The following is a 20427-nucleotide window of genomic DNA, read 5'->3' on the forward strand; positions in this document are numbered from 1 at the left end:
GGCAGGCTCCGGCTAGTTGCTGAACAGGCGCAGCGCCACCGACGACCCGGCCGGCATGCCGCGCGCTTCCAGCTTGTTGTACAGCGTTTCAAGCTGGCTGAAGATGGCGACGAACGAGGCTTCGGTCAGCGGCCGCATATTGTCGTCGACCAGTTGCGCGCCCATGCGCTGGGCCAGCGTGTGGCCGTACTCGCACACCGTCTTGAACGGCCTGGCGGCCTGGTCGGCCACCGGCACGTCGAGCAGCAGCGTGATCTGGCGGCCGGCCTTGACGGTCAGGTCGTCGCGCAGGAAGTTGGTGTCGCCGAACTGGAGCGTGAACAGCGGGCGCTGCACGCCCTCGGCATTGGGCTGGTAGCGGATAAAGCGGGTGCCGTCGCGCGACAGCACCAGCCCGTCCTGCGTCGCCACGTTCTGCACATAGGCCGCCGACCACGGCGCGCCGTCGGAGATCACGTTGACGCCCAGCTGCACGTCGCAGCCGGCGGCAAAGCCATCCAGCTCGCGCGCGTTGGCCACGGTCTCGGCCATGTCCGGCAGGTCGGCCGAGGCGTCGAGCGACTCGGCCAGCGACTCCACCGCGGTGACGAATTCCGAGAACTCCAGCGCGTTGAGCGGGCCACCCCGGTTGGCCAGCTGCACGCCGACCTGAAGGTCTTCGTACTGATGGCCGGCGGTGACGGGTTCCCAGGCGTTGGCTTCGGCGCGCAGGCCTTCGATATGGACCGGCTTGGTGCCGGCGCGGCGCAGCCGGCCGGTCAGCGGCAGGATGCGGTCGCCGGAGGCCTTGCGCTCCAGGTGCAGCGGCACGATGCAGTCGATCAGCGGATCGACCACCGCCGGTGCGGGCTGGCCATCCGGTACTGCCGCGACCGAAGCCGGAGCCGGAGCGGGGACAGGCGCGGGCGCCGGTGCCGGCGTCAGCTCGGCTTCGGCCTCGTCGGCTTCCGGCGCATGCGACGCGGCCGCGACGGCGACTTCCTCGGCGACGGCTTCGTCGGCATCGGCCGTGCTTGCGGCGGCGGCAGCGGCCGCGGCGGCGTGGTTGTTGTCACTGACCGCCGAGGCGCCGGCCCTGGCCGGCGCCTGCGACAGCGTGGGCTCGCGCCGCGGCGGCTGCTCCGCGGCGGCTTCGTGCAGGCGCGCGGCGGTTTCCGGCGCGGTGCTCTGGCCGACCACCGGCTCGCGCATCGGCGGCAGGTCGTCTTCAGGGCTGAGCGCGCGCGGGCGGCGCGCCTTGCGGATCTGCCACTGGTTGTAGCCGAACACCAGTACCACGAAAACCAGGCCCGCGACGATCAGCGCGGTCTGCAGGTCCATGTTGAGCTTCATGCAGCAATCTCCAAAGCGCCCATATTGATCACAGCACGGTGGTGTCGGTTGCCCGCAGCATTCGCGGACGTGCGCCGCCCCGCTGCGCGGGGCCCCTGCCTACTGCTCATGCTGCCTCCGCCATCGAAACCGCCGCGTCCATATCCACGGCCACGATCCGCGAAACGCCTTGCTCCTGCATGGTCACGCCAATGAGTTGATGAGCCATTTCCATGGCGATCTTGTTATGTGAGATGAAAACGAATTGGGTCTTGTCCGACATGCGCGCGACCATATTGGCGTAGCGCTCGGTATTGGCATCGTCCAGCGGCGCGTCGACCTCGTCCAGCAGGCAGAACGGCGCCGGGTTGAGCTGGAACATGGCAAACACCAACGCGATCGCAGTCAGCGCTTTTTCGCCGCCCGACAGCAGGTGGATGGTCGAGTTCTTCTTGCCGGGCGGCTGCGCCATCACCTGCACCCCGGCGTCGAGGATCTCCTCGCCGGTCATGATCAGGCGCGCCTGGCCACCGCCGAACAGCGACGGGAACAGCTCGCCGAAATGATGGTTGACCTGGTCGAAGGTGCCCTGCAGCAGCGCGCGGGTTTCCTGGTCGATCTTGGCGATCGCGTCTTCGAGCGTGTTGATGGCGTCGTTCAGGTCGGCCGACTGCGCATCGAGGAAGGTCTTGCGCTCGCGCGCCGCGGCCAGCTCGTCGAGCGCGGCCATGTTGACCGGGCCCAGCGCGTTGATGGCGTTGTTGATGCGCGTGACTTCGCCCTGCAGGTACGACGGCTTCAGGTCGCCGGTCAGCTTGTCGGCCAGCGCGGCCTCGTCCACCTCGGCCGTGGTCAGCTGCTCGCTGAACTGCTCCTGGTTCAGGCGCGCAGCCTGCTCCTTGAGCTGCAGCTCGGTGATGCGGTCGCGCAGCGGCTGCAGGCTGCGCTCGGCGGCCAGGCGCTGCTCGTCGTGCTGGCGCAGCTGCGCCGACAGCGCATCGAGCTCGGTGCGCGCGATGGTGAGCTTTTCTTCCTTCTCGGCGCGGCGTTCCAGCGCTTCCTGCAGGCCGGTATGCGCGGTCTGCTCGTTGATGGTCTCGAGCTCGGCGCGGGCGTTCTCGAGCGACTCGGCGATGCGCTCGGCCTGGTCGGCGGCCACCTGGATATTGCGGCGCAGTTCGTCGATGCGGCTGGCCAGGTTGCGCTCGGCAAACAGCGCTTCCTGCGCGGCGCGCTCGAGGTCGCGCAACTGGTGGCGCGCGCCCGAGAGCTTGCTGTCCAGCGCCTCGAAGGCCATCTGCTGGTCTTCGTGCGTGGCCTGCATCTCGGCCAGCGCGGCGTCGTGCTGTTCGAAGCTGGCTTCGGATTCGGCGCGGATCGCGCGCTGCTCGTCGATCTGCGCGTGGATCTCTTCCAGTTCCTCGCGGATCTGGCCGCTGCGGGCGGCATAGCGCTCCATCGCCTGCGACAGCTTGAGCACGTCCATCTGCAGCGCATGCACGCGGCGGGTGGCCTGCTCGGCGCGGGCGCGGGCCTCGGCCAAACCCTGGCTGGCCTGGGTGTAGGCCGCTTCGGCGCGCACCGCGTCGGTCTTGGCCTGGTCGGACAGCAGCAACTGCGCACGCGCCTGCTTCTGCAGGTTTTCGATTTCCTGCTCGCGCGCCAGCATGCCGGCCTGCTCGGAATCGGCGGCGTAGATCTGGATGGCGTTGCGGCCCACCAGGTGGCCCTCAGCCACCACGAACGACGCGCCATCCGGCAGCGTGTTGCGCGCGGCCAGCGCCTGCGCCATGTCGGTGGCGACATAGACATCGGCCAGCCAGTCCTGCATCACCGCGCGGATGCCCGGCTCGGTGATCTGCACCAGCGCCATCAGCGGGCGCAGGCCGGCAGGCGTTTCCAGCGGGCGGGCGGCGGCCGGCGGCGAATAGAAGGCCAGCTTGGCCGGCGGCGCGTCGGACAGGAAGGCCTTGACCCAGTCCAGGTTCGACACTTCCAGCGCCGCCAGTTTTTCGCGCAGCACGGATTCCAGCGCGTTTTCCCAGCCCGGCTCGATATGGACTTTCTTCCACAGGCGCGGCAGCTCGGCCAGTTCGTGCCGGGCCAGCCACGGCTGCACCTTGCCGTCGGTCTGCACGTTCTCCTGCAGCTGGCGCAGCGCCGCGAGGCGGGCCTCGAGCGTGGCGATGGCGGCGGCTTCGCTGTGCACGCGCGCCTGCGCGGCGCGGCGCGCTTCATCCAGGCGCGGCACGCTGTCTTCGGCATCAGCCAGCACCGCCTGGGCTTCCTCGACCAGCGCTTCCTGCTCGGCCAGCTCGGCGCGGGCCTGCTCCAGGCGGGTTTCGTCGGGGCGGTCCAGGCCCTTGTCTTCCGCCGTCAGCCGTTCGCGGCGCTGTTCCAGCTGCTGCAGCATCTGGTCGGCGCTGCGCTGCTGCGCGGCTTCGAGCTTCAGCGCCTGCTCGGCCTGCATGATGCCGGCGCGCTGCTCGTTGAGCAGCTGCTGGGCGTCGCGCCATTGCGCTTCCAGCGTCGGCAGTTCGTCGTTCTGCTGGGCGACGGCGTCCTGCGCCTCGACCGTGCGGCCTTCGGCCACGGCCAGATTTTCCTCGGCCTGCGCCAGTTCGTCGGTGGCCTGTTCCGCCTTGCCCTGCCACTGCTCGCGCTGGGTGGTCAGTGCCGCGATCTGGGCCTGCACGCGGTTGCGCGATTCCACCACGTAGCGGATCTCGGCTTCCAGCTTGCTGACTTCGGCATTGGCCTCGTACAGCGCGCCTTGCGCGGCGTGCATGCCGTCGGACGCGGCGTAGTGCGCCGCGCGCAGGGTTTCGAGCTCGGCCTCGACGTGGCGCAGCTGCGCGGTCTGCGCTTCCAGGTCGATCTGGGCCTGCTCGATGGCGCGCTGGTGGCGCTCCTGCTCCTGCTGGGCCTCGCGCTTGCGCAGCAGCCACAGCAGGTGCTGCTTTTCTTCGCCGTCGGCCTGCAGCGTCTTGAAGCGCTGCGCCACTTCGGCCTGGCCTTCGAGCTTTTCGAGGTTGCTGCCGAGTTCGCGCAGGATGTCTTCGACGCGGGTCAGGTTTTCACGGGTATCGGACAGCCGGTTCTCGGTCTCGCGGCGGCGCTCCTTGTACTTGGACACGCCCGCCGCCTCTTCCAGGAAGATGCGCATGTCATCGGGCTTGGCCTCGATGATGCGCGAGATCATGCCCTGGCCGATGATGGCGTAGGCGCGCGGGCCCAGGCCCGTGCCCAGGAAGATGTCCTGGATGTCGCGCCGGCGCACCGGCTGGTTGTTGATGTAGTAGGACGAGGTGCCGTCGCGGGTCAGCACGCGCTTGACCGCGACTTCGGCGTACTGGCTCCACTGGCCGGCGGCGCGGCCCTCGGCGTTGTCGAACACCAGTTCGACGCTGGCGCGGCCGGCCTGCTTGCGCGCCGTGGAGCCGTTGAAGATGACGTCCTGCATGGATTCGCCACGCAACTCAGACGCGCGTGACTCGCCCAGCACCCAGCGCACCGCATCGATGATGTTGGATTTGCCGCAGCCGTTGGGACCGACGATGCCGACCAGCTGGCCAGGCACCTGGAAATTGGTGGGATCGACGAATGACTTGAAGCCCGCCAGCTTGATCGAGGATAGTCGCACGGTTTCTCGTGTGGTATCGGCCACTCCGGCATGAGCGCGGGGGCGGCCTGGTATCGGGGCTATTGCACTATTCAGGAAAGCCGGGCTGCGCGGGAGCCGGCGCGGCGTGACGCCAGCACCTCAAACCACCCCTCCAGCCCGAGAATTGGGGCTAATCATACCATCGCAGATGCCTTCGCCGGCCCGTTTGGGGGTGGCCCCGGGTACCGGCCGGGGCGTCGATTTCCCTTGCATTTCCGCCCCTTACAAGGGATTCCGCAAGCACTTTGGCAAGCCCGGCACGCGCCCTCGGCCGTCACCGATGCGCGGCGGCTGGGAAACTAATCAGGGTAAATGCTAGTCTCTGCTCTGTCGGCGTGACTCGGGATGCTCTCGGAGTCGCGCACCATGAACGCCCCTCGCGCCTATGGCCAACCAGGAGGATAGAGCATGAGTGAACCGTCAGCGGCCGCCCGGCCGTGGTCTGTCAGCGACATCAACTACGAGGCGATCGACGTCAAACGCGTGCGCGGCGATCGCGACCTGTTCTACCTGCTGGTGTCGGCCTCGTTCATCGAGAGCGGCTCCGACACCTATGCCGGCAACCTTGCCACCTACTACGCCGGCGTGCCGGACACCGCCGGCTGGCTGGCCGAGCACTGGGAAGCCGAGGAACTGCAGCACGGGCTGGCGCTGCGGCGCTATGTCGAGCAGGTCTGGCCTGAATTCGACTGGGAGCGCGGCTATGCGCGCTTCTTCCACGAGTACAGCAAGACCTGCTCGATCGACCAGTTCGAGCCCACCGAGGCCCTGGAAATGGCGGCCCGCTGCGTGGTGGAGACCGGCACCGCGGCCTACTACCGCGCGCTCGAGCAGGCCAGCGACGAACCGGTGCTGCGCGACCTGACGCGGCGCATCTCCAATGACGAGGTGCGGCACTACAAGCACTTCTATCGCTTCTTCAACCGCTTCGCCGAAGCCGAGCGCCTGGGCCGGCTGCGCGTGCTGGGCGCGCTGGCGCGCCGGCTGCTGGAGATCAAGAACGAGGACGCGGCGATCGCGCTGCGCAACGTGCTGCGCATGGAACGCGGCGTCGAGTCGGTCTCGGAGGCCGAAGTGCGCGCGCTCAATACGCGCGTGTCAGGCGTGATCCGCCGCAACATCCCCATCGAGATGACGGTGAAGATGCTGCTGCGGCCGCTGCACCTGCACCGCGGCGTCGAGCGCGCGGTGCGGGCGCCGCTGGTGGCGATGGTGTCGCGGGTCATGCTGCACTGACCCGCGCCGGGCTAGGGTCAGGCCGCCGCCTCGGCGCCGGCCGCCGCGGGCGCGGCGCGGCTGCGGTGCACCAGCCCGGACAAGGCCCCGGCCGCGATGATGCACAGGCCGCCCGAGGCCTCCTTCCAGCTCAGCACCTCGGTCGCCAGCCACCACGAGGACAGCGCCGCGATGACGATCTCGAACAGCATCAGCAGCGACACGCGGTTGGCCGGCAGCCGCTGCAGCCCGTACTGGACCACCGAGTTGCTGACCACCAGCACCGCCGCCAGCCCCAGCACCAGCATGGCCGCGCTGACCTGCGCGCCGGGGACGATGGCCACCGACGGGCCGTCGAGCAGCAGCGCAGCCGGCACGCCAACCACGGTGCAGCCCAGATAGACCACCACCGTGCGCACGCGTGCGTCGGTGTCCGGAAAGCGCTGTCCGGCGCGGCGCGAAAGTACGTTGTTGACGGCAAAGCCCATGCCGCCGATCAGGCCCGACCATTCCGCGGCGGAGCCCGGCAGCGGCACGCCGACCGCGGGCGTCCACAGCATCAGCCCGGCGCCGAACAGCGCCAGCCCCACCAGCGACAGTCCGGCCGCCGACAAGCGCTCGCCCAGGAACAGCCGCGCGAACAGCGCGGTCCAGACCGGCGTCAGGTAGAACAGCAGCAGCACCCGCATCACATGGCCGTTGACGCTGCCCCAGACGAAGCCGGCGTTGGTCACGCCCGCCGCCAGGCCGATCGCGACGAACAGCCAGTGCGGCCGCAGTCCGGCCAGGTGGCGGCGGAAAGCCAGCAGCGACAGCACCGCCGCGACCGCACTGACTAGCGCCGCGGCATGCATGCCGCCCAGGCCCCAGCCGGCCAGCACCCGGTATGGGAACCAGGCGATGCCCCACACCGAGGCGCCGATCAGGATGGAAAGCGATGCCTTGACCGCATGGCGGTCGGCCGGCGCCAGCGGCGCCGTCACGGTATTTGTGCTCATAAAGGGAATCGATACGAGGCGAGCCGGGCCACCCGCCAGGCGCGGCAGGCAGCGTCCGGACGGCGCCGGCGGCATCACCGTGGCGTGATGCCCGCCATCCATGCGCGCCCAACCTCGCCAAAGACCGCCTGGCGGGCCGGGGCGGCGCACGGAAACCCGCGCCGTTCCTCTATAATGCGTCGTTTTAACCGGCCCCGACTGACACTGTGAATCCGCGCCTCGACCTGCTCCAGCCCTACCCGTTCGAGAAACTGCGGGTGCTCTTTGCGCAAGTAAAGGCGGCCGACAAGCCGGCCATCAGCTTCGGCATCGGCGAACCCAAGCATCCGACGCCTGCCTTCATCAAGCAAGCGCTGGCAGAGTCGCTTGCGGGGCTGGCGAATTATCCCACAACGGCCGGTTCCGAGGCACTGCGACAGTGCATCGCGGGCTGGCTGGAGCGCCGCTACGGCCTGCCCAGGGTCAACGCCGCCACCGAAGTGCTGCCCGTGACCGGCTCGCGCGAGGCGCTGTTCGCCTTTGCCCAGACCGTGGTCGACGGCACCCGGCCGGGCGCCCTGGTGCTCTGTCCCAACCCGTTCTACCAGATCTACGAAGGCGCGGCGCTGCTCGCCGGCGCTACCCCGGTATTCGCCAACAGCGACCCGGCCCGCAATTTCGCCCCGGCGTTCGACCGCATTGCCGACGCGGTCTGGCAGAAGGTGCAACTGCTCTTTGTCTGCACCCCCGGCAACCCGACCGGCGCGGTGCTGTCGCTGGAAGACTGGAAGCAGCTGTTTGCGCTGTCCGACCGCTATGGCTTCGTGATTGCCTCGGACGAGTGCTATTCCGAAATCTATTTCGACGAGGGCCGGGCGCCGCTGGGTGCGCTGGAGGCCGCGCACAAGCTGGGCCGCGGCCTTGACCGGCTGGTGATGTTCTCGAGCCTGTCCAAGCGCTCCAACGTGCCGGGCCTGCGCTCGGGCTTTGTCGCGGGCGATGCCGCGCTGCTCAAGCAGTTCCTGCTCTACCGCACCTACCACGGCGGCGCCATGAACCCGGCGGTGCAGAGCGCCAGCATCGCCGCGTGGAACGACGAGTCGCACGTCCGCGAGAACCGCGCCGCCTACGTGCGCAAGTTCAGCGAGGTCACGCCGATGCTGGCCGAGGTGCTCGACGTGGCGCTGCCCGATGCCGGCTTCTACCTGTGGGCCGACGTCTCGCGCACCGGCCTCTCCGATACGGAATTCGCCGAGCGGCTGCTGGCGGAGCAGAACGTCACCGTGCTGCCCGGCAGCTACCTGGCACGCGAGGCCGACGGCATCAACCCGGGCGCCAACCGCGTGCGCATGGCGCTGGTGGCGACGCCGGAGGAATGCCTGGAGGGGGCGCGACGGATCGTGGAATTTTGCCAGGGGCTGGGCTGAGGGTCTGGCTTGCCTCATTGTGTTCTCCCTCTCCCGCTTGCGGGAGAGGGTTGGGGTGAGGGCCGGCGTGTCCACGCAGCGGCGAGTGTCGGCATGCCACCGCCTGCCCTCACCCCCGGCCCCTCTCCCGCACGCGGGAGAGGGGAGCAAACAAGCGGTCGAGGCTGAAGCACTTCAGGCTCGGCACCCGAATATCAACATTCACCACCTGAGAAACCAAACATGACGCAAGCTCTGCAAGCCCTGATCGACCAGGCCTGGGAAGACCGCACCAGCCTGTCGCCGAAGTCCGCCCCCAACGACATCCGCGAGGCCGTTGCCAACGTCATCAGCCAGCTGGACTCGGGCGCCCTGCGCGTGGCCGAGAAGCAAGGCAAGGACTGGATCGTCAACCAGTGGGTCAAGAAGGCCGTGCTGCTGTCGTTCCGCCTGGAAGACAACGCGCCGATGAGCGCCGGCGGCTTTGCCCAGTTCTACGACAAGGTCCCGACCAAGTTCGCCAACTGGAGCGGCGACGACTTCGCCAAGGCCGGCTTCCGCGTGGTGCCGCCGGCGGTGGCGCGCCGCGGTTCGTTCATCGCCAGGAACGCGGTGCTGATGCCGTCGTACGTCAACATCGGCGCCTATGTCGATGAAGGCACCATGGTCGACACCTGGGCCACGGTCGGTTCGTGCGCGCAGATCGGCAAGAACGTGCACCTGTCGGGCGGCGTGGGCATCGGCGGGGTGCTGGAGCCGCTGCAGGCCAACCCCGTGATCATCGAAGACAACTGCTTCATCGGCGCGCGCTCGGAAGTGGTCGAGGGCGTGATCGTCGAAGAAAACTCGGTGATCTCGATGGGCGTGTACCTGGGCCAGTCGACCAAGATCTACGACCGCGAGACCGGCGAGATCCACTATGGCCGCGTGCCGGCCGGCTCGGTGGTGGTGGCGGGCAACCTGCCGTCCAAGGACGGCAAGTACAGCCTGTACTGCGCCGTGATCGTGAAGAAGGTCGACGCGCAGACCCGCGCCAAGACCAGCCTGAACGACCTGCTGCGCGGCGACTGAGCGCGCCTGGCGCAGCCCGCACCGGCTGCGCCGCCCCGGGGCCGGGCTCCGGGGCAGTCTTGCCGCTGCCATCCCGCCTGGCCAGGCTGAACCTGCCCTCCCTCCGCAAGCGACTCATGGCCCTGGACCCCACCACCGTCAGCACCGTGCTCTCCCTGCTGCCCACCATTCTCGAGCAGGCCAACAAGACTCTCGAGAAGCTGAAGAAGAACAAGCGCAAGGACGGCACGCCCGAAGGCGCGGTGGCCGACGCGCGCGATCCCGCTGCCCGCATCGCGGAGCTGGAAGCCGTGGTCGTGCAGCAGGCCGAGGCGGTCAAGCTGCTGGCCGAGCAGCACGCCATCACCATCGACGCGCTGCGCAAGGAAGCCGCCCGGCTGGACCGCCGCCTGCGCCTGATGACCGCGGTGGCGATGGGCGGCGTGGCACTGGGCCTGGGCGGCCTGGTGATCGCGCTGAATTTGCTGTTGCGCTGAATTTCTCGACTTTCCTCAAGACTTGCCATGACCGTCCTGCTCTACGGCATCCCCAACTGCGATACCGTCAAGAAAGCCCGCACCTGGCTGGATGCCAACGGCGTGGCCTATGCCTTCCACGACTTCAAGAAACAGGGCGTGGATGAGGCCATGCTGCGCGGCTGGCTGCGGCACGTGCCGCTGGCCACGCTGCTCAACCGCAAGGGCACCACGTGGCGCGCGCTGTCCGACGCGGACAAGGCCCGCGCCGACGAAGAAGCCGGCGCGATCGCGCTGATGCAGCAAAGCCCGTCGCTGATCAAGCGCCCGGTGCTGGCCCACGATGGCAAGGTGATGGTCGGCTTCTCCGCCGACCAGTACGCCAGCCAGTTCTGATTTCCCATTCCGCCGTCCGATGAACCCCACCCTCGCCCTCACTGAAGACCTGATCCGCCGCCGCTCCGTCACGCCCGCCGACGAAGGCTGCCAGGCCATCCTGGAAACTCGCCTGAAGGCGCTTGGCTTCGATTGCGAAGCGCTGGTCAGCGGCCCCGACGATTTCCGCGTGACCAACCTGTGGGCGGTGAAGCGCGGCACCCAGGGCAAGGACGGCAAGCTGCTGGTATTCGCCGGCCATACCGACGTGGTGCCGACCGGCCCGCTGGAGCAGTGGCATTCGGACCCGTTCGAGCCGACCCACCGCGACGGCAAGCTGTACGGCCGCGGCGCCGCCGACATGAAGACCTCGATCGCCGGCTTCGTGGTGGCGGTGGAGGAATTCGTCAAGGCCCACCCCGCGCACGACGGCTCGATCGGCTTCCTGATCACCAGCGACGAGGAAGGCCCCGCGCACGACGGCACCATCAAGGTGGTCGAGGCGCTGTCCGCGCGCGGCGAACGGCTGGACTACTGCGTGATCGGCGAGCCCACCTCGGTCAATGCGCTCGGCGACATGGTCAAGAACGGCCGCCGCGGCTCGCTGTCGGGCAAGCTCACGGTGAAGGGCATCCAGTGCCATATCGCCTACCCGCACCTGGGCCGCAACCCGATCCATGACGCGGCACCGGCGCTGGCCGCACTGGCCGCCGAGGTGTGGGACGAGGGCAACGAGTACTTCCCGCCGACCAGCTGGCAGATGTCGAATATCCATGGCGGCACCGGCGCCACCAACGTGATCCCGGGCCACGTCACCATCGACTTCAATTTCCGCTTCTCGACCGCCAGCACGCCCGAAGGGCTGAAGGCGCGCGTGCATGCAATCCTGGACCGCCACAGCCTTGAATACACGCTCGACTGGACACTTGGCGGCGAGCCCTTCCTGACCCCGCGCGGCGACTTGTCCGAGGCACTGTCGTCGGCGATCAAGGCCGAGACCGGCTTCGACACCGAGCTGTCGACCACCGGCGGCACCTCCGACGGCCGCTTCATCGCCAGGATCTGCCCGCAGGTGATCGAGTTCGGTCCGCCCAACGCCAGCATCCACAAGATCGACGAGCACGTCGAAGTGCGCTTCATCGAGCCGCTGAAGAACGTTTACCGCGGCGTGCTCGAACGCCTGATCGCCTGATTTTTTCCGAAAGAACACCCTCCATGGCAACGCCCTCTCCCCTGCGCACCGTGCGCGACCTGCTGCGTCTGGCCGTGTCGCGCTTTACCGCCGCGCGCCTGTCCTTCGGCCACGGCAGCGCCAACGCCTATGACGAAGCGGCCTACCTGGTGCTGCATACGCTGAACCTGCCGCTCGATACGCTCGACCCCTTCCTCGATGCGCGCCTGCTGCCCGAGGAAGTCGAAGCGGTGCTGAAGGTCATCGACCGCCGCGTCAACGAGCGCGTGCCGGCCGCCTACATCACGCACGAGGCCTTTATGCACGGCCTGCGCTTCTACGTCGACTCGCGCGTGATCGTGCCACGCAGCTTTATCGGCGAACTGCTGCAGGAAGGGCTGGAGCCGTGGGTCGGCGAGACCGACAGCATCGGCCCGGTGCTGGAGCTGTGCACCGGCTCCGGCTGCCTGCCGATCGTGGCGGCGCACGTCTGGCCGCATGCGAAGATCGACGCCGTCGACATCTCGCCCGACGCGCTCGCCGTGGCACGGCGCAATGTGGCCGACTACAAGATGGACGACCGCATCCGGCTCTATGAAGGCGACCTGTACGCGCCGCTGCCCCATGGCGCCACCTACGACGTGATCCTGACCAACCCGCCCTACGTCAACGAAACCTCGATGCAGGCGCTGCCGGCGGAATACCTGGCCGAGCCGCGCATCGCCCTGGCCGGCGGCGACGACGGCATGGATGTGGTGCGGCGGATCATCGCCGGCGCCAAGGCACGGCTGAATCCGGGTGGCGTGCTGGTGGTGGAGATCGGCAACGAGCATGCCAACGTGGAGGCCGCGTTCCCGGAACTGGAGATCGTGTGGCTGCCGGTCAGCGCGGGCGATGAGCAGGTGTTCTTGCTGACGTACGACGCGCTGCCGGGCTGACCAAGTCAGCGAACCGCTAGTTTGCTCCCTCTCCCGCTTGCGGGAGAGGGAGCCCCCCCATCAGCGGGGATACGCTAACCCGCGCAATCTGGGCGAACACCGGCCAACCGTTGATCCGGCAACGCGCGCAGGCCCTACACTCGCTGCAGAGATAGCGCCACTGACGCCGTGACCCCCAGCAATACCCCTCCTTCCGGATCTGCTCCCAGCTCCAGCGCCCTGCCCGCCCGCAACCCGGCGGCGTATGCCGCGCGCGGCATTGCGCTGCTGACCTTCGCGTTCGCCCTCAGCCAGTTCTTCCGCTCGTGCCTGGCGGTGATGGCACCCGAGTTGCAGCACGATTTCGGCTTGTCGCCGGCGGGCTTCGGCGCGCTGTCCTCTTCGTTCTTCCTGGCCTTCGCGGTGGCGCAGATCCCGGTTGGCATCGCCTTCGACCGCTATGGCGTGGGCCGGCCGACCGCGCTGCTGCTGGCGGTGGGCGCGCTGTCGTCGATCCTGTTCGTGCTGGCGCCCAACGGCACCGCCGCCACGCTGGCGCAGGTGGGCCTGGGGCTGGCGTGCGCGCCGGTGTTCATGGGCCTGCTGCATTTCGCCTCGGAGCAGCTGTCCGAGCGCGACTACACCCGCGTGGTCAGCCGCTCCAACGCCACCGGCATGATCGGCTCGCTGTGCGCCACGGCGCCGCTGGGCTGGGCCATCTCGCTGGTTGGCTGGCGCCCGTCGATGGCGGTGTCGGCGCTCGGCATGGTGGCGGCCTGCTATGGCGTGTGGCGCTGCGTGCGCGACCAGGGCCATGCCGAGGCGCGCAGCGCGTCGTGGCCGGCGATGCTGTCGGAAAGCCTGCAACTGCTGAAGCTGGCACCGCTGTGGACGCTGATCCCGATGTGCGTGGCGATGGCCGCCGGCACCGCTTTCCGCAATGCCTGGAGCGGCCCCTACCTGGCCGACGTGTTCAGCCTGGGCTCGGCGCCGCGCGGCGTGGCGCTCACGCTGCTGAGCCTGGCCGGCTTCCTGACCGCCTTCCTGCTGCCGGTGCTGGTGCGGCGCGGCACGCTCAAGACCACCATCATCGGCTGGTCGTGCCTTGCCATGGCCGGGGCGATCCTGCTGGCGCTGTGGCCAGACCACGGCATCGGCTATGGCGTGGCGATGATGGCGCTGCTGTCGACCATCGGCATGCTGCATCCGCTGGTGATGGCACAGGGCCGCGGCCTGATCCCGCCGTCGCAGCGCGGGCGCGGGCTGGGGCTGCTCAATACCTTCGTGTTCCTGGGCTCGGCGCTGACCTCCTGGGCCTTTGGCCTGATCGCCAATGCCGGCCATGTGCGCGGCTGGCCGCTGCCGTCCACCTATGCGGCCATCTTCCTGTCGGCGGCGGTGCTGATCGCGGCCGCGCTGGTGCCCTACTGCTTCAGCCCGCCGCATCCGACCCGCCATTAGCCGCGGTCGCTTTGCCTGCAAAAAGCCAGACTTATCGATTTAAGAATTCCGCTGGCGGGCTGACGCGTTTACCGTTTGTGATACCAACGTCCCAGCCGGATCCGGCGCCAAGGGACAACGGCTGCGCCAGCGGCCGGCAAACGAGGAGACCGCCTGATGCCATCCCCATCCCGCCCCGAGCGGGGCCGCCGCGCATGGCTTGCCGCCATGCTGGCCACGACGGCCGCCATCGCCTTGCCGGGAGCCGCTCACGCCGAAACCTGGCCGGGGCGCCCTATCCAGCTGCTGATCCCCTACCCGCCCGGCGGCAGCGCCGACCTGCTGGCGCGCCCGGTTGCCGCGAAGCTGCAGGAGCGCCTGGGCCAGCCCGTGGTGCTGGACTACCGGCCGGGCGCCGGCGGCACCATTGCCAGCCAGGCGCTGGCGCGGGCCAAGCCCGACGGCTACACGCTTATCATGGTGCTGGCCGCCCATGCCATCAATGCCAGCCTCTACCCCAAGCTGCCCTATGACACGCGCAAGGACTTCGCCCCGGTATCGCTGGTGGCCAACCTGCCGATGATCCTGGCCGGCAGCCCGTCGCTGCAGGCCACCAATGTGAAGGAGCTGATCGCCGCGGCCAAGGCCGCGCCCGGCAAGCTGACCTTTGCCTCGGCGGGCAACGGCAATACCGGCCACCTGGCGGGCGAGTTGTTCGATTCCGTGGCGGGCATCAAGATGACCCATGTGCCGTACAAGGGCAGCGCGCAGGTGGTGACGGCGATGCTGTCGGGCGAGGTCCAGCTCACCTTCGACAGCATTTCCACCACCCTGCCCCACGTAAAGAGCGGCAAGCTGCGCGCACTGGCCGTGACCGGCAGCCAGCGCGCCGCGGTCGCGCCCGAGGTGCCGACGCTGGCCGAGGCCGGCGTGCCGGGCATCAGCATCACCGGCTGGTATGCGATGCTGGCACCGGCCGGCACGCCGCAGCCCGTGATCGACCGGCTCAGCACCGAGATTGCCACCGTGCTGCGCCAGCCCGAGCTGAAGGCGACGCTGGCCGCCAACGGCTATGAACCGGTGGGCTCGACCCCCGCCGCGCTGCGCACCCATATCGACGCCGAGATCAACCGCTGGAGCAAGGTGGTGAAGGACTCCGGCGCACAGATCCAGTAAGGCTAACTGCATCCCCCAACGCTGCCGAGGGGCCGCCCGCACCCGCATTCCCTTGCCCAACATGACCCAACCGACTCCGCTCCAACGCCCCTTCACCACCATGTCCGTGCTGGTGCGCGAACACGCCACGCAACGCCCCGCGCAGCGCGCGCTGATGCATGGCGAGCGCGTGCTCGACTATGCCGGGCTCGACGCCGCCATGGACCGCATTGCCGCGGCGCTGGCGCGCGACGGGGTGCGGCCCGGCGAAGCCATCGCCATCTGCGCGGCCTCGTCGATCGAATACGCCGCGGTGTACCTGGGCGCAGTGCGCGCCGGCGTGGTGGTCGCGCCGCTGGCGCCGTCGTCGACGCCGGACGGCCTGGCGGGCATGATTGCCGACGCGGGCGCGCGCATCCTGTTCAGCGACGCCACCGTGGCGGACGTGCTCGCGCCGGTGCGGGACAGGCTGGCCGGCACGCCTGTGGTGACGCTCGACGGCAGCGAGGCGGGCCGGCCGTACGCGGACTGGCTGGCGCCCGCCGGCACGCCGGTGGCGGAACCCGAAATCCGCCCGGAGATGCCGCTCAACATCATCTATTCGTCGGGCACCACCGGCACGCCCAAGGGCATCGTGCAGTCGCACGCGATGCGCTGGGCCCATGTGTCGCGCGGCGCCGCCACCGGCTATGGGCCCGAGGCCGTCACGCTGCTGTCCACGCCGCTGTATTCCAACACCACGCTGGCCAGCTTCTTCCCCACCATCGGCCTGGGCGGCACCGCCATCCTGATGGCGAAGTTCGATGCGGGCCAGTACCTGGCGCTGGCGCAGCAGCATCGCGTCACGCATACCATGCTGGTGCCGGTGCAGTACCAGCGCCTGCTGGCGCATCCGGAATTCGATCGCCACGACCTGTCGTCGTTCCGGCACAAGTTCTGCACCAGCGCGCCGTGCAGCCCGGCCCTGAAGGCCGAGGTGCTGCGGCGCTGGCCCGGCGCGCTGACCGAGCTGTACGGCATGACCGAAGGCGGCGGCGGCTGCCTGCTGTTCGCCGACCAGTTCCCCGACAAGCTGCACACCGTCGGGCGCCCCGCCACCGGCGCCGACGTGCGCATCATCGACGAGGCCGGCCGCGAGCTGCCGCCGGGCAGCACCGGCGAAGTGGTGGGCCGCTCGGCGGCGATGATGAACGGCTACCACAACCAGCCCGAAAAGACCGCCGAGACCGAATGGCATGACGCGCAGGGCCAGCGCTTCATCCGCACCGGCGATATCGGCCGCTTCGATGAAGACGGCTTCCTGGTGCTGCTGGACCGCAAGAAGGACATGATCATCTCGGGCGGCTTCAACATCTACCCGAGCGACCTGGAAACGGTGGTGCGCGAGCACCCGGCGGTGGCCGACGTGTCGGTGGTGGGGGTGCCGTCGGAGCGCTGGGGCGAGACCCCGGTGGCCTTTGTCGCGCTGCGCGCCGACGGCGGCGCCAGTGCGCAGGAGGTGCTGGCGTGGGCCAACGAACGCCTGGGCAAGACCCAGCGGCTGGCCGCGATCCACGAAGTGGAGAGCCTGCCGCGCAGCGCCATCGGCAAGGTGCTCAAGCGCGAACTGCGCGACCGCATCAGCGCGGCCTGACGCGCTCTGCCAGGCCGCCACGCAAAAAGCCGCGCGAGGGTGCTTGCACAATCGCAAACGCCTCTCTATAATTCGCGCCTTCGCTAGGCTCGTAGCTCAGCTGGTTAGAGCACCACCTTGACATGGTGGGGGTCGTTGGTTCGAGTCCAATCGAGCCTACCAACGCACAACGGAACACGGACGGTACGCATCGCGCACCGTCCGTTTTTCTTTGGTGCCGCGCGCGCGGCGCACGTGCGCCCGTCTGTGATACTGTCGGCGCTCTCCCGAAGCCAGGCATCCGGACATGGCCGCCCCTCCCCCCTCGCTCAATGCCGAAAACCTGCTGCGCACGCTGAAGCTGCGCTCGCTGCGCGTATTCGACCAGGTGGTCGCGCACGGCTCGACGCTCAAGGCGGCGCAGGTGCTGAACCTGACGCAGCCGGCGGTGACCAAGACCATCCAGGAACTGGAGCAGACGCTCGGCCTCGCGCTGTTCGTCCGCACCAACCGCGGCCTGGTGCCGACCGACTACGCGCGCATCCTGGAGCGACGGGTCAAGTCCCTGCTCGCTGAAATCCGCTACCTCGCCGACGAATCGAATGCGTTCCTGACCGGCGATTCCGGGCATGTCGTCATCGGCACGCTGATCTCCGCTTCGGCGCGGCTGCTGCCGCTTGCCATCACGCTGCTGGAAAACGTGGCGCCGCGCATTGGGCTGACCATCCGCGAGGGCACCAACGACCAACTGTACCCGCTGCTTGCGGTGGGCGAGCTCGACTTGGTCATCGGCCGCGTCCCCGATCCGTCGTATTCGTGGATCCGCGACCGGCTGGTGGCCAGCGAGGTGCTGGTCGAGGAAGCTTTGTGCGTGGTGGTCGGGCGGCACCACTCGCTGGCCGGCGAGGCTCCGGTGCCGCTGGCCGAGCTGCTGAGCCATCGCTGGATCTTGCCGCTGGCCGAGTCGCCGACCCGCGCCGTGGTCGAGCGCATGTTCCAGCGGGCCGGGCTGCCGCTGCCCGGGCGCGTGATCGAATCGCTGTCGCTGCTCACCAACCTCGGCCTGCTGCTGGCCACCGACACGGTGGGCGTCTTGCCGGCCGCCGCGGCGCGCGAATTTGCCCGGCGCGGGCTGCTGCAGATCGTGCCCGTGCGCGAGCCGCTGGAATTCGGCCCGGTCGGCTTTTCGGTCCGCACTGGCCAGCCGCTGACCCCCGCGGCGCAGCGCATGGTCGAGTGCCTGCGCCAGGCCGCCGCGGCCATTGCCGGCGAGGCGCAATCCCAGCTATAAAAACCTGGAATAGCAGAAAGCTGATTTTTCATTTTTTTTTATTTCTGGCCGCCACTACGATGGGTGCATCCCACAGGAGGCCAGCATGCATCACCTCGCTTCGGACGCACCCAGGCTGATCCGACACTACATCGCCGGCGAATTCGTCGGCTCCGACAGATCCTTCGTCAAAACCAGCCCGGTCGACGGACGGCCGTTGGCCACCGTCTGCGAAGCGGGCGCCGACCAGGTCCAGGATGCCGTGGCGGTCGCCAGGGCGGCGCTGAACGGGCCTTGGGGCAAGCTGAAGACCGCAGAGCGTTGCGCCATGCTGCACCGGATCGCCGACGGCATCGAACGCCGCTTCGATGACTTCGTGGCCGCCGAGGTGGCCGACACCGGCCGCCCGGTGAGCCAGGCCCGCACGCTGGATATTGCGAGGGGGATCGCCAATTTCCGCACCTTCGCCGACCTCGCCAGGACGGCCCACGGCGAGCTGTTCCAGACCCCGACCGCCGACGGCGCGGGCGCGCTGAACTATGTCGTGCGCAAGCCGCTGGGTGTGGTGGCGGTGATCTCGCCCTGGAACCTGCCGCTGTTGCTGCTCACCTGGAAGGTGGCGCCGGCACTGGCGATGGGCAATACCGTGGTCGCCAAGCCATCCGAGGAGACCCCCTCCTCGGCCGCGCTGCTGGCCGAGGTCATCGATGAAGCCGGGCTGCCGCCCGGCGTGTTCAACCTGCTGCACGGCTTTGGCCCGGATTCCACCGGCGAATTCCTGACGCGGCATCCGGACCTTGCCGCCATCACCTTCACCGGCGAGTCGCGCACCGGCTCGACCATCATGAAAGCCGCGGCCGACGGCGTCAAAGACGTCTCGTTCGAACTGGGCGGCAAGAATGCCGCGGTGGTGTTCGCCGACGCCGATTTCGACGCGGCGCTGGACGGGGTCATGCGCTCCACCTTCACTAACGCCGGGCAGGTGTGCCTGTGCTCGGAACGCGTCTACGTGGAACGCCCGATCTTCGAGAAGTTCGTGGCGGCGATGAAGGCGCGCACCGAGGCCCTCAGGCTCGGTTACCCCGACGACGACGGCGTGGCCATGGGCCCGCTGGTCTCGCAAGGGCATCGCGCCAAGGTGCTGTCCTACTACCGGCTGGCGGTCGAGGAAGGGGCGAAGGTGGTGACCGGTGGCGGCGTGCCGCATTTCGGCGATGCGCGCGACCAGGGCGCGTTCGTGCAGCCGACCATCTGGACCGGGCTGCCGGACCATGCCCGCTGCATGCGCGAGGAAGTCTTCGGCCCGGTCTGCCATATCGCGCCCTTCGACACCGAGGACGAGGCGATCCGGCGCGCCAATGACAGCGACTACGGACTGGCCGCCTGCGTCTGGACCACCAACCTGGCGCGGGCACACCGCGTGGCGCAGCAATTCCATACCGGCATCGCCTGGGTCAATACCTGGTTCCTGCGCGACCTGCGCTCGCCGTTCGGCGGCGCCAAGCTGTCGGGCCTGGGGCGCGAAGGTGGGCGCCATTCGCTCGACTTCTACTCCGAGATCACCAATATCTGCATCAAGCTCTGAGACGCGGAGGCATCCATGAACCCCATTGAACAGGCTGCCACGCGCCTGCGCCAGGCGCAACAGGACGGCCGGCCCTGCGCGCCGGTACGCGACCTGATCGCGGCCGGCGACATCGACGCGGCCTATGCCGTGCAGCAGGCCAATACCGCGCACTGGCTCGGCACCGGCCGGCGCCTGGTCGGGCGCAAGATCGGCCTGACCGCGACCTCGGTGCAGCGCCAGCTCGGCGTCGACCAGCCCGACTTCGGCATGCTGTTTGCCGACATGGCGGTCGGCGACGGCGAGGAAATCGCCGCGGGCCGCGTGCTGCAGCCCAAGGCCGAAGCCGAGATCGCGCTGGTGCTGAGCCGCGCCCTGACGTATGAGCGGCACACCTATGCCGACGTGATCGGCGCGACCGCGTACTGCCTGCCGGCCATCGAGATCGTCGGCAGCCGCATCGCCGGCTGGGACATCAGCCTGGTCGACACCATTGCCGACAACGCCTCCAGCGGCCTGTTCGTGCTGGGCTCGACCCCGGTCGGGATCGGCGCCCTCGACCTCGCCGGCTGCGGCATGGTGATGGAGCGCCACGGCGAGCCGGTCTCGGTGGGCGCCGGCTCCGCCTGCCTCGGCAATCCGCTCAACGCCGCCGTGTGGCTGGCCGATGTGATGGTGCGCTACGGCACGCCGCTGCAGGCCGGCGACATCGTGCTGACCGGCGCGCTCGGGCCCATGGTGGCCGCCGCGCCCGGCGATGTCCTGCGTGCAAGCATCGGCGGGCTGGGCACGGTGCGTGCCTGCTTCGCCGGATAAGCGCCCTG

At 68.9% G+C, this 20427-nt stretch carries 16 protein-coding genes and 1 tRNA gene; 14 read left to right on the forward strand and 3 right to left on the reverse strand.

What is annotated here, in order from left to right; translation table 11 throughout:
* Nucleotides 1–12: 12 nt before the first annotated feature.
* Both ACOCMH_RS25555 and smc read right to left on the reverse strand, forming a co-directional pair.
* Nucleotides 13–1332, reverse strand: coding sequence for a cell division protein ZipA C-terminal FtsZ-binding domain-containing protein (locus ACOCMH_RS25555; protein ID WP_427309782.1), 1320 nt, complete (start codon nt 1330–1332; stop codon nt 13–15).
* A gap of 106 nt (nt 1333–1438) precedes the next feature.
* Nucleotides 1439–4954, reverse strand: a complete 3516-nt coding sequence (smc, locus tag ACOCMH_RS25560; RefSeq protein WP_427309784.1) for a chromosome segregation protein SMC — start codon at nt 4952–4954, stop codon at nt 1439–1441.
* A 429-nt stretch (nt 4955–5383) separates the two neighbouring features.
* On the opposite strand from smc, the gene ACOCMH_RS25565 reads away from it, so the two are divergent.
* A complete protein-coding gene (locus ACOCMH_RS25565) occupies nt 5384–6211 on the forward strand; it encodes a ferritin-like domain-containing protein (protein ID WP_427309786.1) in 828 nt (275 codons plus the stop codon).
* Nucleotides 6212–6228: 17 nt separating this feature from the next.
* Here ACOCMH_RS25565 and ACOCMH_RS25570 read toward each other — a convergent pair whose 3' ends face one another.
* Nucleotides 6229–7188: a DMT family transporter gene (locus ACOCMH_RS25570; RefSeq protein WP_427309788.1), complete on the reverse strand. Its 960-nt coding sequence runs from the start codon at nt 7186–7188 to the stop codon at nt 6229–6231.
* A 206-nt stretch (nt 7189–7394) separates the two neighbouring features.
* On the opposite strand from ACOCMH_RS25570, the gene dapC reads away from it, so the two are divergent.
* The 13 genes from dapC (at nt 7395) to ACOCMH_RS25635 (ending at nt 20419) form a co-directional block, all read left to right on the forward strand.
* Entirely contained in the window at nt 7395–8594 is a 1200-nt protein-coding gene (gene dapC / locus ACOCMH_RS25575) for a succinyldiaminopimelate transaminase (RefSeq protein ID WP_427309790.1), read from the forward strand.
* 222 nt (nt 8595–8816) lie between these two features.
* Entirely contained in the window at nt 8817–9644 is an 828-nt protein-coding gene (gene dapD, locus ACOCMH_RS25580) for a 2,3,4,5-tetrahydropyridine-2,6-dicarboxylate N-succinyltransferase (RefSeq protein WP_427309791.1), read from the forward strand.
* 116 nt (nt 9645–9760) lie between these two features.
* On the forward strand, nt 9761–10120 hold the full coding sequence (locus tag ACOCMH_RS25585; protein WP_427309793.1) for a hypothetical protein: 360 nt from the start codon (nt 9761–9763) through the stop codon (nt 10118–10120).
* 27 nt (nt 10121–10147) lie between these two features.
* Entirely contained in the window at nt 10148–10495 is a 348-nt protein-coding gene (locus ACOCMH_RS25590; RefSeq protein ID WP_427309795.1) for an ArsC family reductase, read from the forward strand.
* A gap of 19 nt (nt 10496–10514) precedes the next feature.
* Complete coding sequence (gene dapE, locus ACOCMH_RS25595; protein ID WP_427309797.1) at nt 10515–11666, forward strand: succinyl-diaminopimelate desuccinylase; 1152 nt, start codon at nt 10515–10517, stop codon at nt 11664–11666.
* A gap of 23 nt (nt 11667–11689) precedes the next feature.
* The gene (prmB, locus tag ACOCMH_RS25600) at nt 11690–12583 is read left to right on the forward strand and encodes a 50S ribosomal protein L3 N(5)-glutamine methyltransferase (RefSeq protein WP_427309799.1); all 894 of its coding nucleotides are present in this window, start codon (nt 11690–11692) and stop codon (nt 12581–12583) included.
* Nucleotides 12584–12751: 168 nt separating this feature from the next.
* On the forward strand, nt 12752–14023 hold the full coding sequence (locus ACOCMH_RS25605; RefSeq protein ID WP_427309801.1) for an MFS transporter: 1272 nt from the start codon (nt 12752–12754) through the stop codon (nt 14021–14023).
* A gap of 156 nt (nt 14024–14179) precedes the next feature.
* The gene (locus tag ACOCMH_RS25610) at nt 14180–15178 is read left to right on the forward strand and encodes a tripartite tricarboxylate transporter substrate binding protein (protein WP_427309803.1); all 999 of its coding nucleotides are present in this window, start codon (nt 14180–14182) and stop codon (nt 15176–15178) included.
* 61 nt (nt 15179–15239) lie between these two features.
* Nucleotides 15240–16790, forward strand: coding sequence for a class I adenylate-forming enzyme family protein (locus ACOCMH_RS25615; protein WP_427309805.1), 1551 nt, complete (start codon nt 15240–15242; stop codon nt 16788–16790).
* An 85-nt stretch (nt 16791–16875) separates the two neighbouring features.
* Nucleotides 16876–16952: transfer RNA gene (locus ACOCMH_RS25620), tRNA-Val, on the forward strand.
* Nucleotides 16953–17076: 124 nt separating this feature from the next.
* Nucleotides 17077–18060, forward strand: a complete 984-nt coding sequence (locus tag ACOCMH_RS25625) for a LysR substrate-binding domain-containing protein (RefSeq protein WP_427309807.1) — start codon at nt 17077–17079, stop codon at nt 18058–18060.
* Nucleotides 18061–18145: 85 nt separating this feature from the next.
* Complete coding sequence (locus tag ACOCMH_RS25630) at nt 18146–19624, forward strand: 2-hydroxymuconic semialdehyde dehydrogenase (RefSeq protein WP_427309809.1); 1479 nt, start codon at nt 18146–18148, stop codon at nt 19622–19624.
* Nucleotides 19625–19639: 15 nt separating this feature from the next.
* Nucleotides 19640–20419: a 2-keto-4-pentenoate hydratase gene (locus ACOCMH_RS25635; protein ID WP_427309811.1), complete on the forward strand. Its 780-nt coding sequence runs from the start codon at nt 19640–19642 to the stop codon at nt 20417–20419.
* The last annotated feature ends 8 nt before the right edge of the window (nt 20420–20427 follow it).

Origin of the sequence: Cupriavidus sp. H39 (assembly GCF_050271075.1) — a bacterium.
GTDB classification, from domain to species: Bacteria; Pseudomonadota; Gammaproteobacteria; order Burkholderiales; family Burkholderiaceae; genus Cupriavidus; species Cupriavidus necator_B.

Coding starts and splice junctions, on each gene's coding strand:
- ACOCMH_RS25555 (WP_427309782.1), bottom strand. CDS start 1,332: ATGAAGCTCAACATGGACCTGCAGACCGCGCTGATCGTCGCGGGCCTG.
- ACOCMH_RS25565 (WP_427309786.1), top strand. CDS start 5,384: ATGAGTGAACCGTCAGCGGCCGCCCGGCCGTGGTCTGTCAGCGACATC.
- ACOCMH_RS25570 (WP_427309788.1), bottom strand. CDS start 7,188: ATGAGCACAAATACCGTGACGGCGCCGCTGGCGCCGGCCGACCGCCAT.
- dapD (WP_427309791.1), top strand. CDS start 8,817: ATGACGCAAGCTCTGCAAGCCCTGATCGACCAGGCCTGGGAAGACCGC.
- ACOCMH_RS25585 (WP_427309793.1), top strand. CDS start 9,761: ATGGCCCTGGACCCCACCACCGTCAGCACCGTGCTCTCCCTGCTGCCC.
- ACOCMH_RS25590 (WP_427309795.1), top strand. CDS start 10,148: ATGACCGTCCTGCTCTACGGCATCCCCAACTGCGATACCGTCAAGAAA.
- dapE (WP_427309797.1), top strand. CDS start 10,515: ATGAACCCCACCCTCGCCCTCACTGAAGACCTGATCCGCCGCCGCTCC.
- prmB (WP_427309799.1), top strand. CDS start 11,690: ATGGCAACGCCCTCTCCCCTGCGCACCGTGCGCGACCTGCTGCGTCTG.
- ACOCMH_RS25610 (WP_427309803.1), top strand. CDS start 14,180: ATGCCATCCCCATCCCGCCCCGAGCGGGGCCGCCGCGCATGGCTTGCC.
- ACOCMH_RS25615 (WP_427309805.1), top strand. CDS start 15,240: ATGACCCAACCGACTCCGCTCCAACGCCCCTTCACCACCATGTCCGTG.
- ACOCMH_RS25625 (WP_427309807.1), top strand. CDS start 17,077: ATGGCCGCCCCTCCCCCCTCGCTCAATGCCGAAAACCTGCTGCGCACG.
- ACOCMH_RS25630 (WP_427309809.1), top strand. CDS start 18,146: ATGCATCACCTCGCTTCGGACGCACCCAGGCTGATCCGACACTACATC.
- ACOCMH_RS25635 (WP_427309811.1), top strand. CDS start 19,640: ATGAACCCCATTGAACAGGCTGCCACGCGCCTGCGCCAGGCGCAACAG.